Source organism: Dysgonomonas sp. 25, assembly GCF_010501075.1.
Classification (GTDB): domain Bacteria; phylum Bacteroidota; class Bacteroidia; order Bacteroidales; family Dysgonomonadaceae; genus Dysgonomonas.
Window position 1 is genome coordinate 107,769 of the sequence record NZ_QVMN01000002.1, and the last position, 23,819, is coordinate 131,587.

17 protein-coding genes, 1 tRNA gene and 2 rRNA genes are annotated in these 23,819 nt (G+C 44.6%); 16 read left to right on the plus strand and 4 right to left on the minus strand.

Translation table 11 applies throughout. The features are described 5' to 3' along the window. The first annotated feature begins 34 nt into the window (after positions 1-34). Entirely contained in the window at positions 35-2,050 is a 2,016-nt protein-coding gene (locus D0T66_RS03600) for a hypothetical protein (protein ID WP_163355694.1), read from the plus strand. 34 nt (positions 2,051-2,084) lie between these two features. Further along, positions 2,085-3,215, plus strand: coding sequence for an aldose epimerase family protein (locus D0T66_RS03605; protein ID WP_163355696.1), 1,131 nt, complete (start codon positions 2,085-2,087; stop codon positions 3,213-3,215). A 79-nt stretch (positions 3,216-3,294) separates the two neighbouring features. On the opposite strand, the gene D0T66_RS03610 is transcribed toward D0T66_RS03605, so the two are convergent. Continuing rightward, positions 3,295-4,758, minus strand: coding sequence for an alpha-amylase (locus D0T66_RS03610; RefSeq protein ID WP_163355698.1), 1,464 nt, complete (start codon positions 4,756-4,758; stop codon positions 3,295-3,297). Positions 4,759-4,943: 185 nt separating this feature from the next. On the opposite strand from D0T66_RS03610, the gene D0T66_RS03615 reads away from it, so the two are divergent. The 7 genes from D0T66_RS03615 to D0T66_RS03645 all read left to right on the plus strand — a co-directional run bounded on the left by D0T66_RS03615 (position 4,944) and on the right by D0T66_RS03645 (position 12,818). Further along, positions 4,944-5,017: transfer RNA gene (locus tag D0T66_RS03615), tRNA-Ala, on the plus strand. Between the two features lie 158 nt (positions 5,018-5,175). Continuing rightward, a 23S ribosomal RNA gene (locus D0T66_RS03620) occupies positions 5,176-8,062 on the plus strand. 146 nt (positions 8,063-8,208) lie between these two features. Next, positions 8,209-8,319 (plus strand): 5S ribosomal RNA (gene rrf / locus D0T66_RS03625). 148 nt (positions 8,320-8,467) lie between these two features. Next, complete coding sequence (locus D0T66_RS03630) at positions 8,468-9,217, plus strand: ABC transporter permease (RefSeq protein WP_163355700.1); 750 nt, start codon at positions 8,468-8,470, stop codon at positions 9,215-9,217. Then, positions 9,214-9,999, plus strand: a complete 786-nt coding sequence (locus D0T66_RS03635; RefSeq protein WP_163355702.1) for an ABC transporter ATP-binding protein — start codon at positions 9,214-9,216, stop codon at positions 9,997-9,999. Before D0T66_RS03630 ends, D0T66_RS03635 begins: the two co-directional genes overlap by 4 nt. Beyond that, positions 9,996-10,760: an exodeoxyribonuclease III gene (locus D0T66_RS03640; RefSeq protein ID WP_163355704.1), complete on the plus strand. Its 765-nt coding sequence runs from the start codon at positions 9,996-9,998 to the stop codon at positions 10,758-10,760. The genes D0T66_RS03635 and D0T66_RS03640 overlap by 4 nt, the downstream gene beginning before the upstream one ends. Positions 10,761-10,835: 75 nt before the next feature. Further along, the gene (locus tag D0T66_RS03645; protein WP_163355706.1) at positions 10,836-12,818 is read left to right on the plus strand and encodes an LTA synthase family protein; all 1,983 of its coding nucleotides are present in this window, start codon (positions 10,836-10,838) and stop codon (positions 12,816-12,818) included. Here the strand turns inward: D0T66_RS03645 and D0T66_RS03650 are convergent, their stop codons facing one another. Next, complete coding sequence (locus D0T66_RS03650; protein WP_163355708.1) at positions 12,819-14,036, minus strand: hypothetical protein; 1,218 nt, start codon at positions 14,034-14,036, stop codon at positions 12,819-12,821. It abuts the gene before it with no gap. Between the two features lie 196 nt (positions 14,037-14,232). Here D0T66_RS03650 and sufC point away from each other — a divergent pair, with 196 nt between their 5' ends. The 6 genes from sufC to D0T66_RS03680 all read left to right on the plus strand — a co-directional run bounded on the left by sufC (position 14,233) and on the right by D0T66_RS03680 (position 19,427). Further along, positions 14,233-14,991, plus strand: coding sequence for a Fe-S cluster assembly ATPase SufC (gene sufC, locus D0T66_RS03655; RefSeq protein ID WP_163355710.1), 759 nt, complete (start codon positions 14,233-14,235; stop codon positions 14,989-14,991). Next, positions 14,991-16,331, plus strand: a complete 1,341-nt coding sequence (gene sufD, locus D0T66_RS03660) for a Fe-S cluster assembly protein SufD (protein ID WP_163355712.1) — start codon at positions 14,991-14,993, stop codon at positions 16,329-16,331. Before sufC ends, sufD begins: the two co-directional genes overlap by 1 nt. Before the next feature lie 106 nt (positions 16,332-16,437). Further along, complete coding sequence (locus D0T66_RS03665; protein WP_185154812.1) at positions 16,438-17,652, plus strand: aminotransferase class V-fold PLP-dependent enzyme; 1,215 nt, start codon at positions 16,438-16,440, stop codon at positions 17,650-17,652. 95 nt (positions 17,653-17,747) lie between these two features. Continuing rightward, complete coding sequence (locus tag D0T66_RS03670; RefSeq protein ID WP_163355714.1) at positions 17,748-18,614, plus strand: outer membrane protein assembly factor BamD; 867 nt, start codon at positions 17,748-17,750, stop codon at positions 18,612-18,614. A 22-nt stretch (positions 18,615-18,636) separates the two neighbouring features. Next, positions 18,637-18,969, plus strand: coding sequence for a DNA-directed RNA polymerase subunit omega (locus tag D0T66_RS03675; RefSeq protein WP_163355716.1), 333 nt, complete (start codon positions 18,637-18,639; stop codon positions 18,967-18,969). A gap of 2 nt (positions 18,970-18,971) precedes the next feature. Beyond that, positions 18,972-19,427, plus strand: a complete 456-nt coding sequence (locus D0T66_RS03680) for a DUF4293 domain-containing protein (RefSeq protein ID WP_163355718.1) — start codon at positions 18,972-18,974, stop codon at positions 19,425-19,427. Between the two features lie 137 nt (positions 19,428-19,564). Here D0T66_RS03680 and D0T66_RS03685 read toward each other — a convergent pair whose 3' ends face one another. Beyond that, positions 19,565-20,425 carry an RNA polymerase sigma factor RpoD/SigA gene (locus tag D0T66_RS03685; RefSeq protein WP_163355720.1) on the minus strand — a complete coding sequence of 287 codons (861 nt, stop codon included), beginning with the start codon at positions 20,423-20,425 and terminating at the stop codon, positions 19,565-19,567. A 211-nt stretch (positions 20,426-20,636) separates the two neighbouring features. Beyond that, entirely contained in the window at positions 20,637-22,139 is a 1,503-nt protein-coding gene (locus tag D0T66_RS03690) for a Do family serine endopeptidase (RefSeq protein ID WP_163355722.1), read from the minus strand. 437 nt (positions 22,140-22,576) lie between these two features. On the opposite strand from D0T66_RS03690, the gene D0T66_RS03695 reads away from it, so the two are divergent. Next, entirely contained in the window at positions 22,577-23,767 is a 1,191-nt protein-coding gene (locus D0T66_RS03695) for an AAA family ATPase (RefSeq protein WP_185154813.1), read from the plus strand. Positions 23,768-23,819: the final 52 nt, after the last annotated feature.

The following is a 23,819-nucleotide window of genomic DNA, read 5'->3' on the forward strand; positions in this document are numbered from 1 at the left end:
TAATATCTTATAATTAATTAAATCTTACCAAATCATGAAGAAAAAGCTTCTTTTATTCGCTGCCTCTGTGGCTTGCTCGCTGGCTCTCAATGCCAATCAGGGCAATCTGCAATTAGTGAATAAGATTTCGATTAAGTCTCCGGGTAACAATGCCGTAACTCATCAGTTGACTGCTGATGGGCGAGGAAATCTCCAAGCTACCCGCGAGTTGCCATTGCAGATAAAGCAAGAAATAGCTGCTGATGGCGATGTGACTCGTATAACTGTTAGGTTGACGGCAAAAGAAAGAGTGTATTATAATTTCGAACAGGCTTACCAGTTGCCGAATGTAAGGCACGACGATTGCCAGTTCTATATGCCGGGATTCTGGTATCACCGCAATATGCGTTCGCCCAAAGAAGCCCCGTCATTCCATACAAGTGATAGCTGGCAGGTACGCGAAGACCGTTTAAGTACACCGCTGACAGGTGTTTACAATGAAAAAACAGGCGACTATTACACTGTGTTGAGGATAGACGATTTTGCAAACGAGTGCCTTGCGCAGCATACATCGGGCGAAGTCATCCTGTCGGGGAAAACGTCGATAGGCTTCACCGGATTTCGCAATATGAATGGCAATTCGGCTTTGGTATTCGGGTTTCCTTATCACGAAGCGCCTAAAACTTATATCCGCAAGCTGACTTTGATTGAGCCTATACAAGCTTTCGAGAAATTGGAAAAAGGCGAAACCCGCACACTGGTTTGGGAAGTAAGAAAAAGTAACGCTGCCGATTATTCTGATTTTGTAGCGGATATATGGAACTACTCGTATGACGCCTTCAAACCGGCTCCCTATACCAATGGTATGAATCACGACGAAGCCAAACGTACTTTGGCTAATTTCTTCAAAGAGAGTTATGTAGACAAGTATGACCTTAAATACTATTCGGGTGTGCACATGCGCACTGACGATTGCAAGAGTACAGGCTCGGTAGAGGTTGGTTTTGTAGGTCGTGTATTGCTCAATGCCTATAACGCATTGGAATATGCCGAACAGACAAACCGCCCTGATTTGGCGAAGGATGCGAATGCTATCTTCGACAGCTATTTGCAGCATGGTTTTACCCCCTCGGGCTTTTTCAGGGAGTTTGTTGATTATAGAACAGGCTACGAAACAGACGTTTATAGTATCCGCCGCCAGTCCGAAGGCGTTTTTGCCGTTCTCAACTACCTGCAATATGAGAAAACAAAAGGCCGCAAACATCCTGAATGGGAGGCGAAGATGAAAAGCATCCTTGCCAACTTTGCCAAGTTACAAGGTGAAGACGGTAGCTTCCCGCGCAAGTTCGATGACAACTTCAATATAAAAGATGCTTCGGGCGGCAGCACACCGTCGGCTACACTTCCATTGACAATGGCGTATAGCTATTCCAAAGATAAAAAATATCTCGAAAGTGCCAAGAATACAGCTGTTTACCTCGAGAAGGAACTGATTTCGAAATCAGACTATTTCTCTTCGACCCTCGATGCTAACTGCGAGGACAAAGAGGCATCCCTGTATGCTTCTACGGCGATGTACTATCTTTCGTTCGTAACCAAAGGCAAAGAGCGTGAGCACTATATCGATTTGTGTAAGAAATCGGCCTATTTCTGCCTGTCGTGGTACTATATGTGGGATGTACCGTTTGCGCAGGGACAGATGTTGGGCGACGTTGGTTTCGAATCGCGCGGATGGGGAAATGTATCTGTCGAGAACAACCATATAGATGTCTTTATCTTCGAATTTGCGACCATCCTCGATTGGCTGGCTGTGGAACGCAAAGAACCTCGCTTTGCTGAATTTTCGTCTGTCATAAAGACTTCCATGCTCCAGCTGATGCCTGTCGAAGGGCATATGTTCAATATCGGCAAGGTAGGTTATTATCCTGAGGTAGTACAACATACCAACTGGGATTATGGCAAGAACGGAAAGGGTTTCTATAACGACATCTTTGCTCCGGGATGGACGGTCGCTTCATTATGGCAAATGATGAGTCAAGATAGAGTTGCAAATTACTTTAAAAAGAAATAACTTAGCGACCAGAAATTTAATCAATAATCATTATATGAAAAAGACATTGTTATTTATTGCCGCTGTATTACTCTTCTGCTCGTGCGAAGAGAAGAAAGATAACGGCATCCAGCTACTGGATAAGAAAGCTTTCGAGAAAGAAATCGATGGCAAGAAAACAGACCTTTATACCCTCGATTCGGGTAATGGACTGATTGTGCAGGTGACAAACTTCGGTTTGCGCGTAGTATCTATCTGGACACCCGACCGTGACGGTAAATACGCCGACGTAGCTATCGGTTACGAGAATATCGACCGTTACATCCACAACGAAGGCGAACGTTTCCTCGGCCCTGTGGTAGGACGCTATGCCAACCGTATTGCTAAAGGTAAATTTACGCTCGACGGAACGGAATATACTTTGCCGCTTAATAATAACGGGCAAACGCTTCATGGCGGATTGAAAGGTATCGATATGGTTGTTTGGGATGTAGAAAACGTGACAGGCAACTCTATCCGTTTCACACACACATCACCTGACGGTTCGGATGGATTTCCGGGTAACCTGAAAATAGTTGTAGATTATACCGTTACGCCTGATAACGAGTTTAAAATCACTTACAAAGCGACTACCGACAAACCGACTGTCGTGAATTTGTCGAACCACGCATTCTTCAACCTGAAAGGTGAATCTGCCGGAACAATAACAGACCACGTTCTGATGCTGAAAGCCAGCAAAACAACACCTGTGGATGAAGTATTGATTCCTTCGGGCGAGATTGTAACTGTTGAGAATACACCATTCGACTTCCGTCAGCCGACAGTTATCGGCGAGAGAATAGGACAGGAGAACGAACAGCTGAAAAACGGTGGTGGTTACGACCACAACTGGGTATTGGACAAAACCGTAGATGGTGTAGAGTTGATAGGTTCGCTATACGAGCCGCAAAGCGGACGTATGATGGAGATTTATACTGATCAACCCGGTATCCAATTCTATAGCGGAAACTTCTTCGATGGAAAAGTAAATGGTAAATATGGCAAGCCGATTGCATACAGAGAAGCATTGGCATTGGAAACGCAGAAATTCCCGGATAGCCCTAACCATGAGAATTTCCCTTCAACCAGATTGAATCCGGGAGAAGAATATACGCAGACATGTATCTATAAGTTTATGACGAAATAGTTGATATTAGACCTCATATTAACTAAAACCTTCCATAATGATGAACGCGGTATAGAGATTTCTCTGTACCGCATTCTTTTTATAGATAGGGGATAACCTTTATTTTTTTCACCCAAACGGCAAGATTCCTTCCTTTGACAGTGAAGTTGCCGTTGCCCTCTTCGTCTATTGTGACTTCCTCTCCGATGCTTCCTGTATATTCGCGCCATACTTCTCCGCTGCGCTCTTTGCCTACGTTCATCACCTTGTTTCCGTCCTGATCGTTCGAAATAAGCAGGCAAAGCCCTGAGCCCTTATGTTTGTCATCACCTTTACGTGTGAATCCTATGACCGAAGGATGGTCGACGTAATTGACCTGCTCGCCGTAGGCATATTCCTTCCGGAGTTTAAGGAGCTCATCTATAATAGCGGTATGCGGCGATTTTTCGCCCTTTATACCATAATAGTCCCCATAGAAAATACATGGGTAACCCTTTTCGGCCAACAAAATAATGCCGTAAGCCATCGGTTTGAACCAATCTTTTACATACGATTCGAGCGAACTCCCTATTTGAGAATCGTGATTATCCACGAACGTCACAGAGCAATCGGGATGTACAGATGTAAGCGTCCCTTCGAACAGTTTTTGCAAATCATAATCTGCTTCCTGATCAGATGCCGCGAACAGATTATAATGCAGAGGAACGTCGAACAAGTCTATGCTGTTCTCCATGGTTGCCAGATATTGCTGGAGTATATCCAGATTTCCGTTCCAATACTCACCTACAGCATAAAAATCCTCGCCTCTCTCTTTTCTGACCGTTTCGAGGAATTGCTTTACAAACACATCATTCATATGCTTTATAGCATCCAGCCGCATTCCATCCAGATTCAACTCCTTAGATACCCAAACACCCCATCTGTTCAGTTCACCTATAACTTCGGGATGATTGAGGTCGAGGTCGTTACCTAACAGAAAATCATAATTCCCGTTTTCGCTGTCCACCCCTTGACTCCAATGCTTATTCTCGCCCTGAATCTGGAATATCCCGCTTCTTTTGCTTGCATCGTCGTAGTCTGTGCCCGAAAAATGCACCCAATGCCATTCGAAGTCGGAATATTTATCCTTTCTCCCCGGGAAATTATATCCTGTCCATCCCTGTATCTCGAAAGGTTTGGAAATAGCCTCGTTCCTGTTCTTGGGATTAACCTCTACTACCGTAAACTTCTCGGTATAGTCTCCCCATGATTTGTGGTTCATTACCGCATCCAGATATACGGATATCTTATATTTATGGAGCTCGTCAATCATTTCTTTAAGCTCCTTTTTTGTTCCGTACTTCGTTCGTATCGTATTTTTCTGATCAAACTCCCCCAAATCAAACAAGTCATACGTCGCATAACCTTCATCCTGCTGTTCATCGGCTTTATATGCCGGAGGAATCCATACGGCTGTCACACCTATTTCATGCAAATGCTTGGCATCAGCTTTAAGTTTTTTCCAAAGATTTCCGTCGTTAGGCAGATTCCATTCGAAATACTGCATCATTACACCATTTTTCATAATCTCAACGTTTTATACAAAGAACACCTACTTCGTATTCTTTGTTTAGGAGATACAAAATTTAGATCTTCAAAAATAATTTTGATTTTTTTTGTGTGGAAAGAAAAATAAGTATTATCTTTGCTGCCCGTTAGCGGTAAATAAGCCACGAGAGAGAGGTTAAGAAAGGCTGGCGGTATTTTCATGGGGGATTAGCTCAGCTGGCTAGAGCACCTGCCTTGCACGCAGGGGGTCAACGGTTCGAATCCGTTATTCTCCACACAATTAAGAAGGAAAGAGAAGGATGTTTACATTCGGACATATAATCCTGCTTAATTTAACAGCGTTCATTGACGTGATGGAGAAAAAATAAAGGTAGAGTAGAGAGTAGCCTATTGTGTTAACGATACCGTTAACTCAAGAAGGCAAAAAAGAATAAAAAAGCGAAACAAGGGCACAAGGTGGATGCCTAGGCTCTCGGCGGCGACGAAGGACGTGATAAGCTGCGAAAAGTTTGGGGTAGGTGCAAATAGCCTGTCATCCCAAAATATCCGAATGGGGCAACCCAATAGGTGAAGAACCTATTACACTACTAACGTAGTGAGCCAACCAGGGGAACTGAAACATCTAAGTACCCTGAGGAAAAGAAAACAAAAGTGATTCCCAAAGTAGTGGCGAGCGAAATGGGACCAGCCCAAACCAGCACTGTTTAGGCAATGCTGGGGTTGTAGGACTGAGCCGTGGGAAACTAATGGAGAGTAGAATGTTTTGGAAAGAACAATCGAAGAAGGTGACAATCCCGTATACGAATCCATTACAACCCTATCAGTATCCTGAGTAAGGCGGGGCACGAGAAACCCTGTCCGAATCCACGGGGACCATCCCGTAAGGCTAAATACGACCGAGAGACCGATAGCGAACCAGTACCGTGAGGGAAAGGTGAAAAGCACCTCGAACAGAGGAGTGAAATAGACCCTGAAACCCTGTGCCTACAAGCGGTCGGAGCATTTTATGATGTGACGGCGTGCCTTTTGCATAATGAACCTACGAGTTACTCTTACTGGCAAGGTTAAGGACAAGGATGTCCGGAGCCGAAGCGAAAGCAAGTCTTCACAGGGCGATATAGTCAGTAGGAGTAGACGCGAAACCAAGTGATCTACCCTTGAGCAGGTTGAAGTTTGGGTAACACCAATTGGAGGACCGAACCGGTAAGCGTTGAAAAGCTTTCGGATGACTTGAGGGTAGGGGTGAAAGGCTAATCAAACTTGGAGATAGCTCGTACTCCCCGAAATGCATTTAGGTGCAGCCTCGGTAATACCTTGTATCAGGTAGAGCGACTGATTGGATGCGAGGGCTTCACCGCCTATCAAGTCCAGATAAACTCCGAATGGGTACAAGGGTCATACCGGGAGTGAGGGCATGGGTGCTAAGGTCCATGTCCGAGAGGGCAACAACCCAGACCATCCGCTAAGGCCCCCAAATATATGCTAAGTTGAAAAAACGCAGTAGAACTACTAAGACAGCTAGGATGTTGGCTTGGAAGCAGCCATTCATTTAAAGAGTGCGTAACAGCTCACTAGTCGAGTGGTTCTGCATGGATAATAATCGGGCATAAGCATATTGCCGAAGCGATGGGATATGAATATATCGGTAGGGGAGCATTCCAGACGCCTAGAAGCAAGACCGGCAAGGTTTTGTGGAGCAACTGGAAAAGCAAATGTAGGTATAAGTAACGATAAAGGAAGCGAGAAACTTCCTCGCCGTAAGACTAAGGATTCCTGATCAACGCTAATCGGATCAGGGTAAGTCGGACCCTAAGGCTACGCCGAACGGCCACGCCGATGGACATACGGTTAACATTCCGTAACTACTGAAGGAAGCGATGCGGTGACGCAGGAGTGACACTGTTACCGGGCGACGGAAGCCCCGGTTGAATGGCGTAGACGTTGATTCTCGTAGGCAAATCCGCGAGAAGAGTTGAAACCAGAAAGTACTACAATCCCCCGGGAGCGTAGATAAACAGGTAACCATACTGCCAAGAAAACCCGCTAAGCGCTATAACCCTCTCAGTACCCGTACCTCAAACGGACACACGTAGTCGGGTAGAATATACCAAGGCGCTCGAGTGAATCACAGTTAAGGAATTAGGCAAAATGACCCTGTAACTTCGGGAGAAAGGGTGCCCATAGCAATATGGGCCGCAGAGAATAAGAGAAGGCAACTGTTTAACAAAAACACAAGGCTGTGCAAATTAGTAATAAGAAGTATACAGTCTGACACCTGCCCGGTGCTGGAAGGTTAAGAGGAGATGTCATCGCAAGAGAAGCATTGAATTGAAGCCCCAGTAAACGGCGGCCGTAACTATAACGGTCCTAAGGTAGCGAAATTCCTTGTCGGGTAAGTTCCGACCTGCACGAATGGTGTAATGATCTTCTCACTGTCTCAACTGTGAGCTCGGTGAAATTGTAGTATCGGTGAAGATGCCGATTACCCGCGATGGGACGAAAAGACCCCGTGAACCTTTACTATAGCTTTACACTGAATTTGGGTATTTGATGTGTAGGATAGGCCGGAGACTGTGAAGCAGGCACGCTAGTGTTTGTGGAGTCATCCTTGAAATACGGCCCTTTAACTATTTGAATTCTAACCCGCGTTGAGCGGGGACACTGTATGGTGGGTAGTTTGACTGGGGTGGTCGCCTCCAAAAGCGTAACGGAGGCTTCTAAAGGTGTGCTCAGGCCGATTGGTAACCGGTCGTAGAGTATAATGGTATAAGCACGCTTGACTGAGAGACCCACAAGTCGATCAGGTAGGAAACTAGAGCATAGTGATCCGGTGGTTTCAGTATGGAATGGCCATCGCTCAAAGGATAAAAGGTACTCCGGGGATAACAGGCTGATCATTCCCAAGAGCTCATATCGACGGAATGGTTTGGCACCTCGATGTCGGCTCGTCACATCCTGGGGCTGGAGCAGGTCCCAAGGGTTGGGCTGTTCGCCCATTAAAGTGGCACGCGAGCTGGGTTCAGAACGTCGTGAGACAGTTCGGTCTCTATCTATCGTGGGCGTAAGAAATTTGCGAAGCCCTGACACTAGTACGAGAGGACCGTGTTGGACAGACCCCTGGTCAATCAGTTGTTCCGCCAGGAGCACCGCTGAGTAGCTAAGTCTGGATGAGATAAGTGCTGAAAGCATCTAAGCACGAAGCTCACTTCAAGATAAGATTTCTACATAAGGGTCGTTGTAGACTACAACGTTGATAGGCTACAGGTGTACAGGCAGCAATGTCATAGCCGAGTAGTACTAATCGCCCGAACGCTTTTAGAGCGCAAGCTCGGACCAGATAAAAAACACTTGAAACACTCCGTTTTTTTTCTCCATCCAATGATATACAGTTGCAGTAAAAGCACGAAACCGGCCAACCTCCCAACAGATGTTGACTGTTGACTGCTCACTGTTGACTGCTCAAGATTAAGGTGGTTATAGCGTAGGGGCTCCACCTCTTCCCATTCCGCACAGAGAAGTTAAGCCCTATAGCGTCGATGGTACTGCCGTCAGGTGGGAGAGTAGATAGCCGCCGTCTTATTGAAAGAGAACCTCATAAGTTGAAATATACTTATGAGGTTTTTTTGTGAACCTTCGCTTTACTTCGTTACAATATACAATACGCCTTTAGTAAAAAAAGCGTATCTTTGCCCATAATTTTTTGAGGCTTAAGTAATTTTATTTATATGTTTTTATTCTCTTTTCTGCAGAAAATAGGACAATATGCATTGCTTATGAGGAAGGTATTTACCAAGCCTCAGAAGTGGCAGGTCTTTTTTCGGCAGTATATGGCAGAGATGAATAAACTGGGTGTCAATTCCATCTGGATTGTCATTATTATCTCTTTCTTTATCGGTGCGGTTATTGTCGTGCAAATCAAGCTGAATATCGATTCGCCTTTTATGCCCCGCTTCACGGTGGGTTATGTTTCTCGCGAGATTCTGATACTGGAATTTTCTTCCTCCATAATGTGTCTTATATTAGCCGGAAAAATCGGTTCGAATATCGCATCAGAGATAGGTACGATGAAGGTTACCGAACAGATAGATGCCCTCGAGATAATGGGGGTGAATTCGGCCAATTATATTATCCTCCCCAAAATTACCTCTTTGATGACTTTTGTGCCTGTGCTGACGGTACTTAGTATCTTTTGTGGAATAGTAGGGGGATATGCTGTCTGCGTTTTTGGCGGCATAATGCCCGCAGACGACTACGAATATGGAATACAAACCATGTTCAAACCTTTCTATGTCTATTATGCTATCGTTAAGACGATTGTCTTTGCTTTCATTATAGCATCGGTGGCCTCGTACTATGGCTACAACGCCAAAGGCGGTTCGCTGGATGTGGGGAAAGCAAGTACCGACTCGGTTGTTATGAGCAGTATTCTTATTCTGGTAGCCGATTTATTAATTACACAATTGATGATGGGATGATAGAAGTAAAGAATCTGGTCAAAGAATTTGAAGGACGAAAGGTGCTGAAAGGCATCAATCTGGAGTTTGAAGAAGGAAAAACCAACCTGATTATAGGACGAAGCGGTTCGGGAAAGACCGTTTTGCTGAAAAACCTGATCGGGCTTATCCGCCCGACAAGCGGCTCGATACTTTACGATGGAAGGGATTTAACCAAAATGCCGACAGCGGAAATGAAAAACCTTCGGCAGGAGATGGGGATGATTTTTCAGGGATCGGCTTTGTTTGACGCGATGACTGTTGCGCAGAATGTCGGATTTCCTCTGATGATGTTCTCTTCCCTTTCGCGCGAAGAGCAGAAAAAGCGTGTGCAGATCTGCCTCGACCGTGTCAATCTGAGCGATGCAGGCCATCTCTATCCGTCCGAGATAAGCGGAGGTATGATGAAGCGTGCAGCTATTGCGCGTGCTATCGCCCTCAACCCGAAATATCTTTTTTGTGATGAGCCGAACTCCGGTCTCGATCCGCAGACCTCGCTGGTTATCGACGACTTGATTCATTCCATTACGAGAGAGTATAATATGACGACTATCATCAATACGCATGATATGAACTCGGTAATGAATATCGGAGAAAAGATATTCTTCATCAAAGAAGGAAACCTCGAATGGGAAGGGACGAAAGACGGAATAATGGATGCCGATAATGATGCGCTGAATGATTTTGTCTTTGCATCCGATTTATTCAGAAAAGTGAAAGCGGTAGAAAATAAAGGCTTCGAACTAAAAACGGATAACCTATGAAAATAATATCATACAACGTGAATGGCATACGTGCGGCTGTGAACAAAGGTTTGTATCAATGGATAGAGGACGAATGTCCCGATATCCTTTGCCTGCAGGAGATAAAAGCGACCGAAGATCAAATCGACGTGTTGACAATACAATCGTTGGGGTATCATTATTATTTTCATCCGGCCGAGAAAAAAGGCTATAGTGGTGTGGGCATCCTAACCAAGCGTAAGCCTGACCATATAGACATCGGCATGAAAACCGACCTTTACGATCGCGAAGGGCGTGTATTGAGAGTCGATTACGGCGACATGACGGTTGTTTGTGTTTATATCCCTTCGGGGACGATGGGCGATGTCCGTCAGGACTTTAAGATGCAATTCTTGGCTGATTTTACAAAGTTTATCAATGAACTGAAAAAAGAACGTCCGCAATTGCTGATATGCGGCGACTATAATATTTGCCACAAACCAATAGACATCAATCATCCGGAAAAGCATTTGAAATCATCCGGATTTTTACCCGAAGAACGTCAGTGGTTCGATGAATTTATTGCATCGGGCATGGTAGATACTTTCCGCGAATACGATCAAAGCCCCGAGAAATATAGCTGGTGGAGTTATCGTTCGAATGCGCGGGAGAAAAACCTTGGCTGGCGTATCGACTATCACATTATTACAGAAGACGCAAGACACCGTTTGAAAGGAGCTTCAATACTTAGCGAAGTGGCATTCTCCGACCATTGCCCCGTTGTTGTTGAAATGGATTTTTAAATAGCAAAGACAACAACTTTCTTTGTCGAGCGTTATATTGATATTTCGACAATCATCTTTTAGAATACTAATATAATGAAAACATCGCATGTTGCTCAGAAACTGGCTTTCCTTAAGCCATTGTTCTGTTTCTTCCTCATCGGGTTACTCTTGATGTCCCTGAGCCGTTTTGTCTTATTCCTTATCTATGTCGATCGTGTCGGTCAGGTTGCCGACTACTGGTTGATTTTCCCGCTGGGATTAAGGACGGACATTATAATGATGAGCTATCTGTCATTCATCCCGGTCGTATTTCTGTTGCTGATACCCGATAGCTGGTCGGCATTCCTTAATAAATTTATGAATATCTACTGTTGCTTCTTCCTGATTCTTATCCTGTTTATGGAGCTGGCAACACCCCAGTTTATCGACCAGTACGATACGCGTCCGAACAAATTATTCCTCGAATACCTCATATACCCGAAGGAAATATTTACCATGCTTCTGAAAGCCCGTCCGGGTTCAATTATTCTGATAGTCTTGGTTTTAGCTGTTGTGATTTTTGCTGCTGTCAAATGGGGACGGAAACTCTTTTACCGAAAACCATCTTCCTATAAACTGCGGTTGGCGTTATTGCCTTTGTTTGCCTTCCTGCTTTTCTGGGGAGCGCGCGGAAGCCTTACCACACGCCGGCCGATAAATGCCAGCAATGCGGTGTTTTCGAACGATCAGCTTACCAATACATTGGGCTTGAACTCTACTTATACGCTGCTGTATGCCGCATATTCGTTGAAGAATGAAGCCAGCGTGCAAAAGATGTACGGCAAGATGAGCGAGAAAGAAGCCTACGCCCGTGTAAAAAAATATATGGATGTGCCGGAAGAAAATTTCTTGGATCCGGAGATTCCATTCCTGCATGTTGACCGTCCCGATACTGTCCTGCAACGCCCTTATAATCTGGTTATCTTCTTGCAGGAAAGCCTTGGAGCCGAATATATCGGTTGCCTCGGCGGTATGCCTCTTACGCCTAATTTAGACCGCTTGTCGGAAGAAGGGATTCTGTTTACGAACCTGTATGCCACAGGTACGCGCAGTGTGCGTGGTATAGAGGCTGTTATGACAGGTTTTCTGCCTTCGCCTTCCGAGAGTGTTGTCAAGCTAAGCGGCTCGCAGATAGATTTTGCCATCACTTCGGCTATACTCGAAGAAGATGGATATACCAGCAGCTTTATTTATGGCGGTATGGCCAATTTCGACAATATGGGCTCTTTCTTCAGCGGAAACGGAGTGGACTATATCATTGACGAAACAAGCTTCGACAAAGACGGCAATACGTATGCCATGAAGGGTACGTGGGGCTATTCGGACGAAGATCTGGTAACCAAAGCCAACGAGTTTTTCAAGAGTATGGGCGATAAGCCGTTTTTCTCTTTGATGTTCTCGTCGTCGAACCATGAACCGTTCGAATTTCCCGACGACAGAATCGAATTATACGAGCAGCCCAAAAATACCGTCCACAATGCGATGAAATATGCCGATTATGCTATCGGCAAATTCTTCGAACTGGCACAGAAAGAAGATTATTACAAAAACACCATATTCGTGATTGTAGCCGATCACAATACCCGTACCTACGGGAAAAACCTTGTCCCGATAAATAAATTCAGAATACCGGCATTGATTATCGGGCCGGGCGTCTCGAAAGGGGTGAGGTATGACAAGCTGTGCAGCCAGATAGACCTCTCGCCTACGGTGCTGGATATGCTGGGCATAACGGTAGAGCATCCGATGGTAGGACGCAACCTGCGCCACTTGCCCGATTCAGTTCCGGGACGTGCGATAATGCAGTTTTATGATATAAACGCTTTCCGTGTAGAGGACGAAGTCGTTATCCTGCAGCCGGATAAGGAACCGCTACAATTTCATGTGGCGAACGATACGACGCTGACACCTATGGCGTTAGATACGACATTGGCACGCGATGCGCTGGGGCATGTTGTTGCTGCCGAATATCTGTATAAGCACAAGAAACACCGTTTAGGCAGATGGGGACTAAATGTTCCGGAAAAGGATAAATGATTAATCCGCTTTCGGAGAGTAGACAAAAAATAAATATTCCTGCCCCGAAGCCCTATTTAGTATCAGTATATACTGGTCGCCGGATTTTGTATAATTGTCAATTGTCAGGCCTTTTATCAGGCTTTTGAAACGGATCGTGTCAGACTGCTGATAGACAAGCGAATAATAGTACATATAATTTGTGTTCCACAGGCTGAACCTTCCTGTACCTCCACTGTATGCATAGATTGATGAATCGTCCTGGTTTATGGTGAACAAACTGTCTGTTACGGATTTGCCCGATTCTGTATAGGGGTAGATAAAGAGCGGCAGCTTTTCAGCCTCCTTTTCGGCTTCGTCGGATTTATTATAATAGAGCGCTATCTTCCGTCGCATATCTATAATTCTATTTTCGTTTTCGCTCTCTTTGTATACGAAAGGATGGTTCGCTTTGATAAAATCTTTCAGGTATTTATTATCTATCTTCTCCTGTTCGGCAAGGTGTTTCATTCGGGCTTCGTTAAGCAGTTCCTGCCCGATACTATCCTGTGGAAAATCCCTTTCGTCGGGGTAAGGGAGATATTCGCACAAAGGCACTCCGAGCCTCTTGGCTCTGTCTCGCCAGATGATCTGGTTTTGGTCGGTGCTGTCGTTTTGGGTAGCAGCTGGCATATCATATAGCTCCCAGTAAGAAAAAATATGGATGGTATCGACTATTTTATTCCTTTTCGCATCATAAATGAAGAATTGAGAGTCTCCATCTTCCTGTTCGGGGTTATAGCTGAAAACACGGTAGCCTTCTTTTGTTATGCCGCTCTGTAAGATGTCTACATGCTTTTTGCCGGTGATGTCTAATGTGTTGTACTTAAGCGCCAGCTCTCCCTTTTGGTTATAAAGTACCTCGCTGAAGATTCCATAACTATCGCCCAACATAAGTTTGGCGGAGATGTCATCTATACTGTATTCGTCGCTTCCGTCGTAGTAGAGGGGTATCAAATCCGATGTCATCGGCGTATAGTAATAGTCGGTATCACGAATCGTTCTTTTCCTGAAATAGGGGATGTTATCGGCTATTTTCGCTTCGTTATCTATCGATAGCAACTGTAAGGGATAGCCGATGCTGTCTCCTGTCGCAAAAAGATCCGGATATTCAGGATGCTTATCCGTATCCGAAAAGAGGCAGGAATTCAGCAGGATAACAACAAGTGCAAGGTAAAGGATAATAAAAACATTCTTCATAGCGTAAATATAAGAAATAAAAGGTATAAATATAAAAAATAACAATCTGTGATAGACCGAAAGTATATCGAATAGCCCGTATTTCACGGGCTATTTTGCGTTTTATTTATTACATTTGTGTTTGTATTTTTTTAAGGTAATAAACATATCCGCATAGCCGGATGTTTCATAATTTTAAAAGCAAAATTAAAAACGAATGACTAAGTTATTACATATAAAGGGGCTACATGCCAAAGTAGAAGGCAAGGAAATTCTGAAAGGATTGAATCTGGATGTGAACGAAGGGGAAGTTCATGCTATAATGGGACCTAACGGTGCGGGTAAGAGTACGTTGGCGTCGGTCTTGGCAGGTCATCCCAACTTTGAGGTGACGGCAGGAGAGGTTACGTTTCGCGGACACAACCTGCTGGATATGGAACCCGAAGAACGTGCGCGCGAAGGATTGTTCCTTAGCTTCCAATATCCGGTGGAGATACCGGGTGTGAGCATGACCAACTTTATGCGTGCCGCCCTGAACGAGAAACGCAAATACGAAGGCTTGGAACCTCTTCCTGCGGGCGATTTTCTGAAACTGATGAAGGAGAAGCGCGAGTTGGTAGAATTAGACAGCAGCCTGGCAAGCCGTTCGGTGAACGAAGGCTTCTCGGGAGGAGAGAAAAAGCGCAACGAAATCTTCCAGATGGCAATGCTTGACCCTAAATTGGCTATTCTGGACGAAACCGATTCGGGGCTCGACATCGACGCTTTGCGTATCGTTGCTTCGGGCGTGAACAAACTGCGCCGCCCCGATAATGCAACTATCGTCATCACGCACTATCAGCGTTTGCTCGACTATATCAAGCCCGATTTTGTGCATGTGCTCTACAAAGGGCGCATCGTGAAAAGTGCGGGGGCTGAACTGGCACTCGAGCTCGAGGAGAAAGGATACGATTGGATTATTAAAGAATTTCAGTAATGATTGAACAACAATATATCGATATATTTACCCAATTCCGTGATAAAATCGATGCCAATTCGGCTGCTGTATTGAACGGGCAGCGCGATAAGGCATTGGAGGCTTTCAGGGAAAAGGGTTTTCCTACCAATAAACTGGAAGACTATAAATATACGAATGTGGCTGCCGAATTCCTTTTCGATTATGGTATGAATATCAACCGCCTGCCATTGAAGGGGAATCCTTATTTTGCTTTTCGTTGCGAAGTGCCGAATCTGGCTACCAATCTCTATTATGTGCTCAACGATATGTTCAGCGGCGACTATCTGCCCGAAATGAACTATCCGACAGGCGTATTCGTAGGCGGTTTGAAGGAATTTGCCGAGAAACACCCTGATGTATGCGCCCGCTATTATGCGCAGGCTGCCGATATGGACGATAATGGTGTGGTCGCTTTTAATACCCTGTTTGCGCAGGACGGTTTTGCTATCTATATCCCCAAAAATGTGGTGATAGAAAAGCCTATCCAGTTGATAAACGTGTTGAAAAGCAATATGAATGCGATAGTATCGCGCCGCATCCTGATTATAGCAGAAGACAATGCACAGGTGAAACTGCTGATTTGCGACCATGCAATGGACGAATCGCAATATCTGGTGACACAGGTATCCGAAATCTTTGCGGGGAAGAATGCGATTGTCGATTTCTACGAACTGGAGGAAAACTCGGATAAGGTGACGCGTTTGTCGTCCGCCTATACCCGTCAGGAAGAAAGTTCGAATGTGCTGATAAATAACCTCACGCTCAATTGCGGCGTTACGCGCAACAATTACCATGTGAAACTGAACGGCGAGCATGCCGAGGCGTATGTCTGCGGGATGGTGATTGCCGATAAACAGCAATCGGTCGACAACTTTGTGTTTATGGATCATGCCAAGCCGCATTGCCAGAGTACGCAGCTATTCAAATATGTGGTGGACGAAGAGGCTACAGGCTCGTTCTGCGGTCGTATTCTCGTGGAGAAGGACGCACAGAAAACGCAGGCCTATCAGACGAATAACAACCTTTGTACATCCGAAGGGGCGCGTATGTATTCGAAGCCGCAGCTCGAAATTTACGCCGATGATGTGAAGTGTTCGCACGGGCTGACTACGGGGCAGTTGGACGAGGAAGCGATGTTTTATATGCGCGCGCGAGGCATCTCTAAAGAAGAAGCCCGTCTGATGCTGATACAGGCCTTTACGGCCGACGTACTCGACCATGTACGCATCGACAGCCTGAAAGTGAGGCTTGCCGATTTGGTAGAGAAGCGCTTCAGGGGCGAAAAAGCCCGCTGCGGTAATTGTGCCGTTTGCAAGTAAATTATAGCTACAGGTTACGAGAAAAAAACACCTTTCCAGCCTTCTTTATAAGAGGGGGAATAAAAACCTCCCCTGTGAGGTGCTTGGAAGGGTTAATAGATACAATATGTTGGATGTGAATAAAATAAGGGCGGATTTTCCTATCCTTTCTACAAAAATATACGGTAAACCACTGATTTACCTCGATAACGGCGCTACTACACAGAAGCCCCGTTGTGTCGTAGATGAGATAGAGTGCGTCTATACTACGCTGAATGCGAATGTGCATCGGGGGGTGCATACGCTCAGCCAACAGGCGACCGATGCGATGGAGGCTACCCGCGAGGCGGTACGTTCCTTTATCAATGCGCCGTCGACGAAAGAAATAATCTTCACGAAAGGAACGACCGAATCCATCAATCTGGTGGCGCATAGCTTCTGCCAGCAATTTTGCAGCGAGGGCGACGAAATCATTATCTCCGAAATGGAGCATCACGCCAACATCGTTTCGTGGCAGTTGCAGGAAACAATCAAGGGTATCAAGTTGCGTGTTATCCCAATTAATGAGCGCGGCGAGTTGAAGCTCGACGAGTTCGAGAAGCTGATAAACCCGAAAACCAAATTAGTTTCCATTATGCACGTTTCCAATGTGTTGGGGACGGTTAATCCGATAGAGGAGATTATTGCAATAGCACACAAGCATGATATTCCCGTATTGATCGACGGGGCGCAATCTATTCAGCATCAGACAATAGACGTGCAGCAACTGGATTGCGACTTCTTCGTGTTCTCGTCGCACAAAATATACGGGCCTAACGGGATAGGCGTTTTGTACGGAAAGGAAAAATGGCTCGACCGGATGCCGCCTTATCAGGGTGGGGGAGAAATGATCGGTCATGTCTCTTTTAAAGGGACGACATTCAATGAGTTACCATTCAAGTTCGAAGCCGGTACACCCGACTATGTCGGTATCATCGCTTTGCGGAAAGCACTGGAATATGTAAAAAATATCGGGCTCGACTCAATAAAACAGTACGAAGATGAGTTATTACAATATTGCACGGCCGAACTGATGAAAATCGACGGGATGAAAATATATGGCACGGCTGTCCGCAAATCATCCGCCATATCTTTTCTGGTCAACGATATTCATCACTACGATATGGGCATGCTACTCGACAAGATGGGCATTGCCGTGCGTACGGGACACCACTGTGCCCAGCCGCTGATGGAGGCATTAGGCATAGAGGGAACGGTCAGGGCTTCGGTTGCATTTTACAATACCCGCGACGAGATAGATGCCTTCGTGGCAGCAGTCAGACGGGTGGTTTCGATGTTTTAATTGAAATATATTCAGGAAAATAGGTATTATTATAAAAGTTTATTTTCAAATTATAAATGCTTTGTGTAAATTTGCAAACTAATTTTGGCATAGGAATGAAGATTAAATTATTCTGTACATGTTTACTGGCAACCTTGCTGCTTTCGTGCGGAGAGTATAATAAGATACTCAAAAGTAATGATGCGGAATTGAGGTATGAATATGCCAAAAAATACTTTGATGAAAAAAAATACGGGCGTACGATAACTTTGCTCGAAAGTATAATGACCACTTATGTGGGGTCGCCTAAGGAACAGGAGATTATGTTCCTGCTGGCACAATCTTACTTCTTCGACAAGGATTATACGACAGCTACATATTATTATACCCAGTATTTCAACCGGTTTTCGCGTGGAGAGTATGTCGAGTTAGCCCGTTTCAATGCGGCTGATGCATTATACCTCGATTCGCCCGATGCTCGTCTGGATCAGACGAATACGATTAAGGCCATTCAGGGATTCCAGGATTTCCTCGAATACTTCCCGCAGAGCGATAAAGCCCAATTAGCGCAGGAAAGGATGTTCGAATTGCAGGAAAAGCTGGCTTACAAAGAATTTTTGTCTGCCCGTTTGTACTATAATTTGGGAACGTATATGGGCAACAATTACGAATCATGTGCCATAACAGCGCGCGAAGCATTGAAAAATTATCCGTTTTCGGCTTATGCAGAGGAGTTTCAGATATTGATTCTCCGTTCTAAGTTCGAAGAGGCACTAAACAGTATCGACGAGAAAAAGCAGGCTCGCTTCTACGAAGTGATTGACGAGCATTTCAACTATAAAAACCTTTACCCGAACGGTAAATTCCTGAAAGAAAGCGAAAAACGCTACCTCAAAGCTATGCAGGAACTGGGTAAGGAAGTCGATGCCGTTACCGAAGAGGCTGTTGAAGCGGAGAAAGCTGAATTTGAAAAAACAAAATAATTAATTATACATTAATCAATTTATGGATTACAGAAAAACTAATGCTGCCAATAATACGATAACAAGAAATGTTGTGAAATTGGCAGAAGATACAGGCAACATTTACGAAACGGTGAAAATTATCGGTAAACGTGCTAACCAGATTTCTGTGGATATGAAGCAGGAGCTGGATAAGAAATTGCAGGAGTTTGCCTCTTATAACGATAACCTGGAAGAGGTATTCGAAAACCGTGAGCAGATAGAAATCTCGCGCTACTACGAAAAATTGCCTAAACCAACGCTTATCGCTATTCAGGAATACGCTGACCGTAAGCTTTACTACCGTAATCCGGCGAAGGAAAAAGATACTATCTAAGAATGTTACAACGTATCCAATCCATATACCTGCTGCTGGTTGTAGCCTTGATGGCTGTGACGACATTCAGCCCGTTGCTCTCCCTCCACGGAAGCGGCAATGTGATGCAGGATATGTATTCGTGTGGTATATATCAAGCGGGAGAACTGATGAAGCCTACATGGGGTGTTCTTTCTATGGCAGGACTGTCGGCACTTGTGGCATTTATTAATATTTTCCTGTTCAAGAAGCGCAAATTGCAGATTAAATTGGGGATGTTGACCGCTTTTCTGCTTATTCTGTTTTATGTTGCAGCAGGAGCTTATTTCTACGTCTATTCCAACCGTATGGCGCTGGAGTTTTCGGGTGCATATTACGGAATAATATTGCCACTGGTAGCATTGATACTTAATTTTATGGCTATCGGGCGGATTAAGAAAGACGAGAAGCTGGTGCGCTCGTTAGATAGGATACGATAACCGGAAGATTCGAAAAAAAGAAATATATTAAGAGCAGCATTCAATGTTGCTCTTTTTTTATCTATTTGTTAGACTGGCAACCAATAAAAAAGCCGGATTTTTGTATCCGGCTCTAAGTTATATGCTTTTGCTGGGGATTATCCCAGATAGCTCTTTAATAATTTGCTGCGCGAATTCTGACGAAGCCGCTTGATTGCTTTTTCTTTGATTTGGCGTACACGTTCGCGTGTTAACTGGAATTTATCACCGATTTCTTCGAGTGTCATTTCCTGATAACCGATTCCGAAGAACATCTTGATGATTTCGCTCTCTCTCTCCGAGAGGGTAGATAGTGCGCGGTCGATTTCCTGCTGCAGCGACTCGTTGATTAACGTGCGGTCTGCAATAGGGGCATCGTCGTTTACTAATACGTCCAGCAAGCTGTTATCTTCGCCTTCGACGAAAGGAGCATCCATCGATATATGTCGTCCCGATACTTTCATCGAGTCGGCGATTTTATCAACCGGAAGATCTAATTCATCGGCCAACTCTTCGGCAGACGGTTTGCGTTCGTGCTCTTGTTCGAATTTGGAAAAAGCTTTGCTGATTTTGTTTAACGAACCTACTTGATTGAGCGGGAGACGTACAATACGTGACTGTTCGGCTAATGCTTGAAGAATGGATTGACGAATCCACCATACGGCATAGCTGATAAATTTAAACCCTCTTGTTTCGTCGAATTTTTCAGCAGCTTTGATAAGTCCCAGATTCCCCTCGTTGATAAGGTCGGGTAGGCTGAGACCCTGATTTTGATACTGTTTTGCAACAGATACTACAAACCGCAAGTTTGCCCTTGTCAGTTTTTCAAGTGCTCTGCGATCGCCTTTTTTTATGGCTTGAGCCAACTCCACTTCCTCTTCGACAGTGATGAGTTCTTCGCGGCCGATCTCTTGCAGGTACTTGTCTAACGAAGCACTTTCGCGATTGGTAATTGATTTTGTGATTTTTAACTGTCTCATATATAAGAATATATGTTTTGTATCCAAAAAATGTTTGCAAATATACGAAAAAAGGCTGACTTTTGAGGCCTTTTTTTGATATTTTACTTCTTAGATGCTTGTTATTATTTTAATTTGTTTTAGTAACACAACCCTTGATGCTATGAAAAGATAACGTCCGAATATAAAACTTAGTTTATATTCGGACGTCGATATTAGTTTAAATTAGTGATTATTCACTTAGGTCTATCGCATAGTAGCGGCGTGCTCCATTGCTGTTCAGTCCGATGATAAAGAGAACCTTGTCTTTCCCTACGGATGCTTTCTGTATTAGGTTTTCAACATCTTTAACTGAGCTTACGGCCTGGTCGTTTATCTTCTGTATGATAAAGCCTTTCTGAATGCCGGCCTGTGCGAACTTGCCACCGCGATCTACTCCTGCCACTTCTACGCCGGAACTTATGCCTAAGTCTTTTTTCTTGGCATCGGTGAGGTCGATAAAGGCAGCGCCTATAGCTGACAATCCGTCAGTCTTTTTCACTACTTCGGTGCTTCCTTCGCTGTTTTTGAGGGTCACATCGAATGTCTTTTCGGCATTGTTGCGGATGATGTCCAATTTTACCTTATCTCCCGGACGGAAGCGGTTGATTTGCTCTTGCAGTTCGCCTACGTTGCGGACTTTCGTGCCATTGACTGCCACTATGACGTCGCTTTCCTGCACGCCGGCCTGTTTAGCCGGGCTTCGGTCGGCGAATCCTCCTACATAAGCTCCTTCGGTCACCTTGATGTTTTTAGTCTTTTCAGGGCTTACTTCTTTGGCTACGGAAATATCCTGTATCATTACGCCTAATACAGCGCGCTGAACAGTACCATATTCTTTGAGGTCGGCAACTACCTTTCCGGCAATCGAGATAGGAACGGCAAAGCCATATCCGGCAAAATCGCCCGTTTGCGAGTAGATAGCCGTATTGATACCTACCAACTGTCCGTCGGTATTGACTAAGGCACCTCCACTGTTGCCGCGATTGATGGCAGCGTCAGTCTGTATATATGATTGTATGGATTCTTGTCCGCCGCCAATCCCGCCACGGCCTTTGGCACTCACGATGCCGGCAGTGACAGTCGATGTCAGGTTGAAAGGGTTGCCGACAGCCAATACCCATTCGCCCACTTTCAGGTTGTCAGAGTCTCCGAACGGAATGTAGGGGAAATCTTTTCCTTCTATCTTTAGCAGGGCGATGTCGGTCGTAGGGTCTGTCCCTATCAACTTAGCCGTGTATTTGGTGTTGTCGTTGAGCGTTACTTCTATTTCGTTGGCGTTGTCTATTACGTGGTTGTTGGTGATGACATATCCGTCTTTGGATATAATCACACCCGAACCATAGCCTATTGCCGGTTGCGTATTTCTACTTCCACCGGGATTGCCAAAAAAGTATTCAAATGGATCGATCATTCTCTCTTGGCGATTGTCGCCTTTCGAGATTATAGATTTAATATGTACAACTGCATGTGTCGAACTTTCGGCGGCTTTGGTGAAATCGGGATAGCCGGCCTGTGTCAGGCTTGCCAGATGCAGGTTGCCATTTTGTCCGAACATTTGCCCGTAGGCCGATACGTCGGATGATGAATCGTACCCCCGCTTGCTTTCGAGGTAATGGAATGTGCCCCATGCAACTCCGCCACTGACGAGCGCTACAACAACAAGGGCAATAATACTTTTGAGAATTTTTTTCATGTCACTAATATTTTTATATTATTATTATCGTTTTTGTTATCATCAAAATAAAGACAAAAATCATACAATTCATAATGTGATATTCTAATTTTTAACACTTTTAACCGAGTGGAAGAGCTTCTAACTTTATTTTAACATTTTTGGAGAAGGAAAATGGAAACAGACTGAAATTTCGGCATGCTGATCGGATTCGGGGCGAACAATTGGAATGCTAAACAGGTAGTTATCTCCTTTTTTTTGAATGTGGCGGCCTTGCGATATGTCGTTTGTTCCGGCAAGAGAACGATTGACCTGTCGGCAGCGAAAGCTTCTTCTTCAGGTTTATTTATTGGACAATAGAAAAGATCAATAAATAAAAATGTGTAAAAATGTAAACTTGACTTTGCAATAAGGCTAAAAAAGTATATCTTCGTAGGGCCTAATGATAATATTTGTTTGTGGAATCGTTTTTTAGGACACATAAATATTTAGTCGAGCACCTGGAACCTGTTATTGACCGTTTGTTGATGTCGCAGGTAGACTGGTCGCATCGCCTCATCGGTATAAAAGGTACGCGAGGCGTAGGCAAAACGACTTTCTTGTTGCAATATGCCAAGAAGTATTTCGACGCAGACAAAAGAGATTGCCTGTATATCAATTTGAATCATTTTTATTTTACGGCTTGTAGCATTTTCGACTTTGCAAGCGACTTTGCTGCACGGGGAGGGAAAACGTTGCTGCTCGACCAGATATATAAATATCCCAACTGGTCGCACGAATTGCGCCAGTGTTACGAGCAATTGCCCGGATTGAAGATTGTTTTTACTGTCTCCACCGTGATGAAGCTGGGCGAAGACAAAGACCTCGCATCCATAGTAGATGTGTACAACCTGCGCGGATTCTCATTCAGGGAATTTTTGAATATCCTGCTCAAAAAGAATTTCAGGGCATATACGCTGAACGAGATACTCAATAATCATCAGAAGATTGCCTTTGAAGTCTGTTCGCAGGTCGACCCGCTGAAACATTTCTGGCCTTATATGCATCACGGTTACTATCCGTTTTTTCTGGAGAAGAAGAATTTTTCCGAAAACCTGTTGAAAACCGTCAATATGATGCTCGAAGTAGATGTGTTGTCGATCCGTCAGGTGGAACACTCCTATCTGGCCAAGCTGCGGAAGCTGCTCTATCTGGTTTCGTTGTCCTCGCCGGGCAAACCGAATATCAGCCAGTTGAGCGTCGATTGCGAAATATCGCGGGCTACGGTAACCAATTATCTCGAATACCTCAAAAGCGCCCGGCTGATAAATATGCTCTATCGCGAAGGGGAAGAGTTCCCGAAAAAGCCCGATATGGTATATATGCACAATACAAATCTGATGTTTCCGCTGAAAATGAACGAGGTAAGCGAACAGGATTTGTGCGAAACTTTTCTTTACAATCAATTGCATCATAGCGATTGCAAAATATCGAAAGGTGAAAAGAAAGTAACCTTTATCGTCGAAAAAAATGATGACCGCTACGAATTCAAGGTGAAGAAACAGAAAGACCGCGAAAGACTGAAATCGGATATGGTGTACGCCGTAGACAAGATAAGGGTAGGCGAGAAAACGATGATACCCTTGTGGCTTTTCGGTTTTTTGTATTAGCCCGGAAACGTGCAAAACAGCATAAAGCTCTTATATTTAGATCACTATAAAA

Coding starts and splice junctions, on each gene's coding strand:
- D0T66_RS03665 (WP_185154812.1), top strand. CDS start 16,438: ATGTTGGATGTGAATAAAATAAGGGCGGATTTTCCTATCCTTTCTACA.
- D0T66_RS03645 (WP_163355706.1), top strand. CDS start 10,836: ATGAAAACATCGCATGTTGCTCAGAAACTGGCTTTCCTTAAGCCATTG.
- D0T66_RS03610 (WP_163355698.1), bottom strand. CDS start 4,758: ATGAAAAATGGTGTAATGATGCAGTATTTCGAATGGAATCTGCCTAAC.
- D0T66_RS03605 (WP_163355696.1), top strand. CDS start 2,085: ATGAAAAAGACATTGTTATTTATTGCCGCTGTATTACTCTTCTGCTCG.
- D0T66_RS03650 (WP_163355708.1), bottom strand. CDS start 14,036: ATGAAGAATGTTTTTATTATCCTTTACCTTGCACTTGTTGTTATCCTG.
- D0T66_RS03685 (WP_163355720.1), bottom strand. CDS start 20,425: ATGAGACAGTTAAAAATCACAAAATCAATTACCAATCGCGAAAGTGCT.
- D0T66_RS03600 (WP_163355694.1), top strand. CDS start 35: ATGAAGAAAAAGCTTCTTTTATTCGCTGCCTCTGTGGCTTGCTCGCTG.
- D0T66_RS03640 (WP_163355704.1), top strand. CDS start 9,996: ATGAAAATAATATCATACAACGTGAATGGCATACGTGCGGCTGTGAAC.
- sufC (WP_163355710.1), top strand. CDS start 14,233: ATGACTAAGTTATTACATATAAAGGGGCTACATGCCAAAGTAGAAGGC.
- D0T66_RS03630 (WP_163355700.1), top strand. CDS start 8,468: ATGTTTTTATTCTCTTTTCTGCAGAAAATAGGACAATATGCATTGCTT.
- D0T66_RS03670 (WP_163355714.1), top strand. CDS start 17,748: ATGAAGATTAAATTATTCTGTACATGTTTACTGGCAACCTTGCTGCTT.
- D0T66_RS03680 (WP_163355718.1), top strand. CDS start 18,972: ATGTTACAACGTATCCAATCCATATACCTGCTGCTGGTTGTAGCCTTG.
- D0T66_RS03690 (WP_163355722.1), bottom strand. CDS start 22,139: ATGAAAAAAATTCTCAAAAGTATTATTGCCCTTGTTGTTGTAGCGCTC.
- D0T66_RS03675 (WP_163355716.1), top strand. CDS start 18,637: ATGGATTACAGAAAAACTAATGCTGCCAATAATACGATAACAAGAAAT.
- sufD (WP_163355712.1), top strand. CDS start 14,991: ATGATTGAACAACAATATATCGATATATTTACCCAATTCCGTGATAAA.
- D0T66_RS03635 (WP_163355702.1), top strand. CDS start 9,214: ATGATAGAAGTAAAGAATCTGGTCAAAGAATTTGAAGGACGAAAGGTG.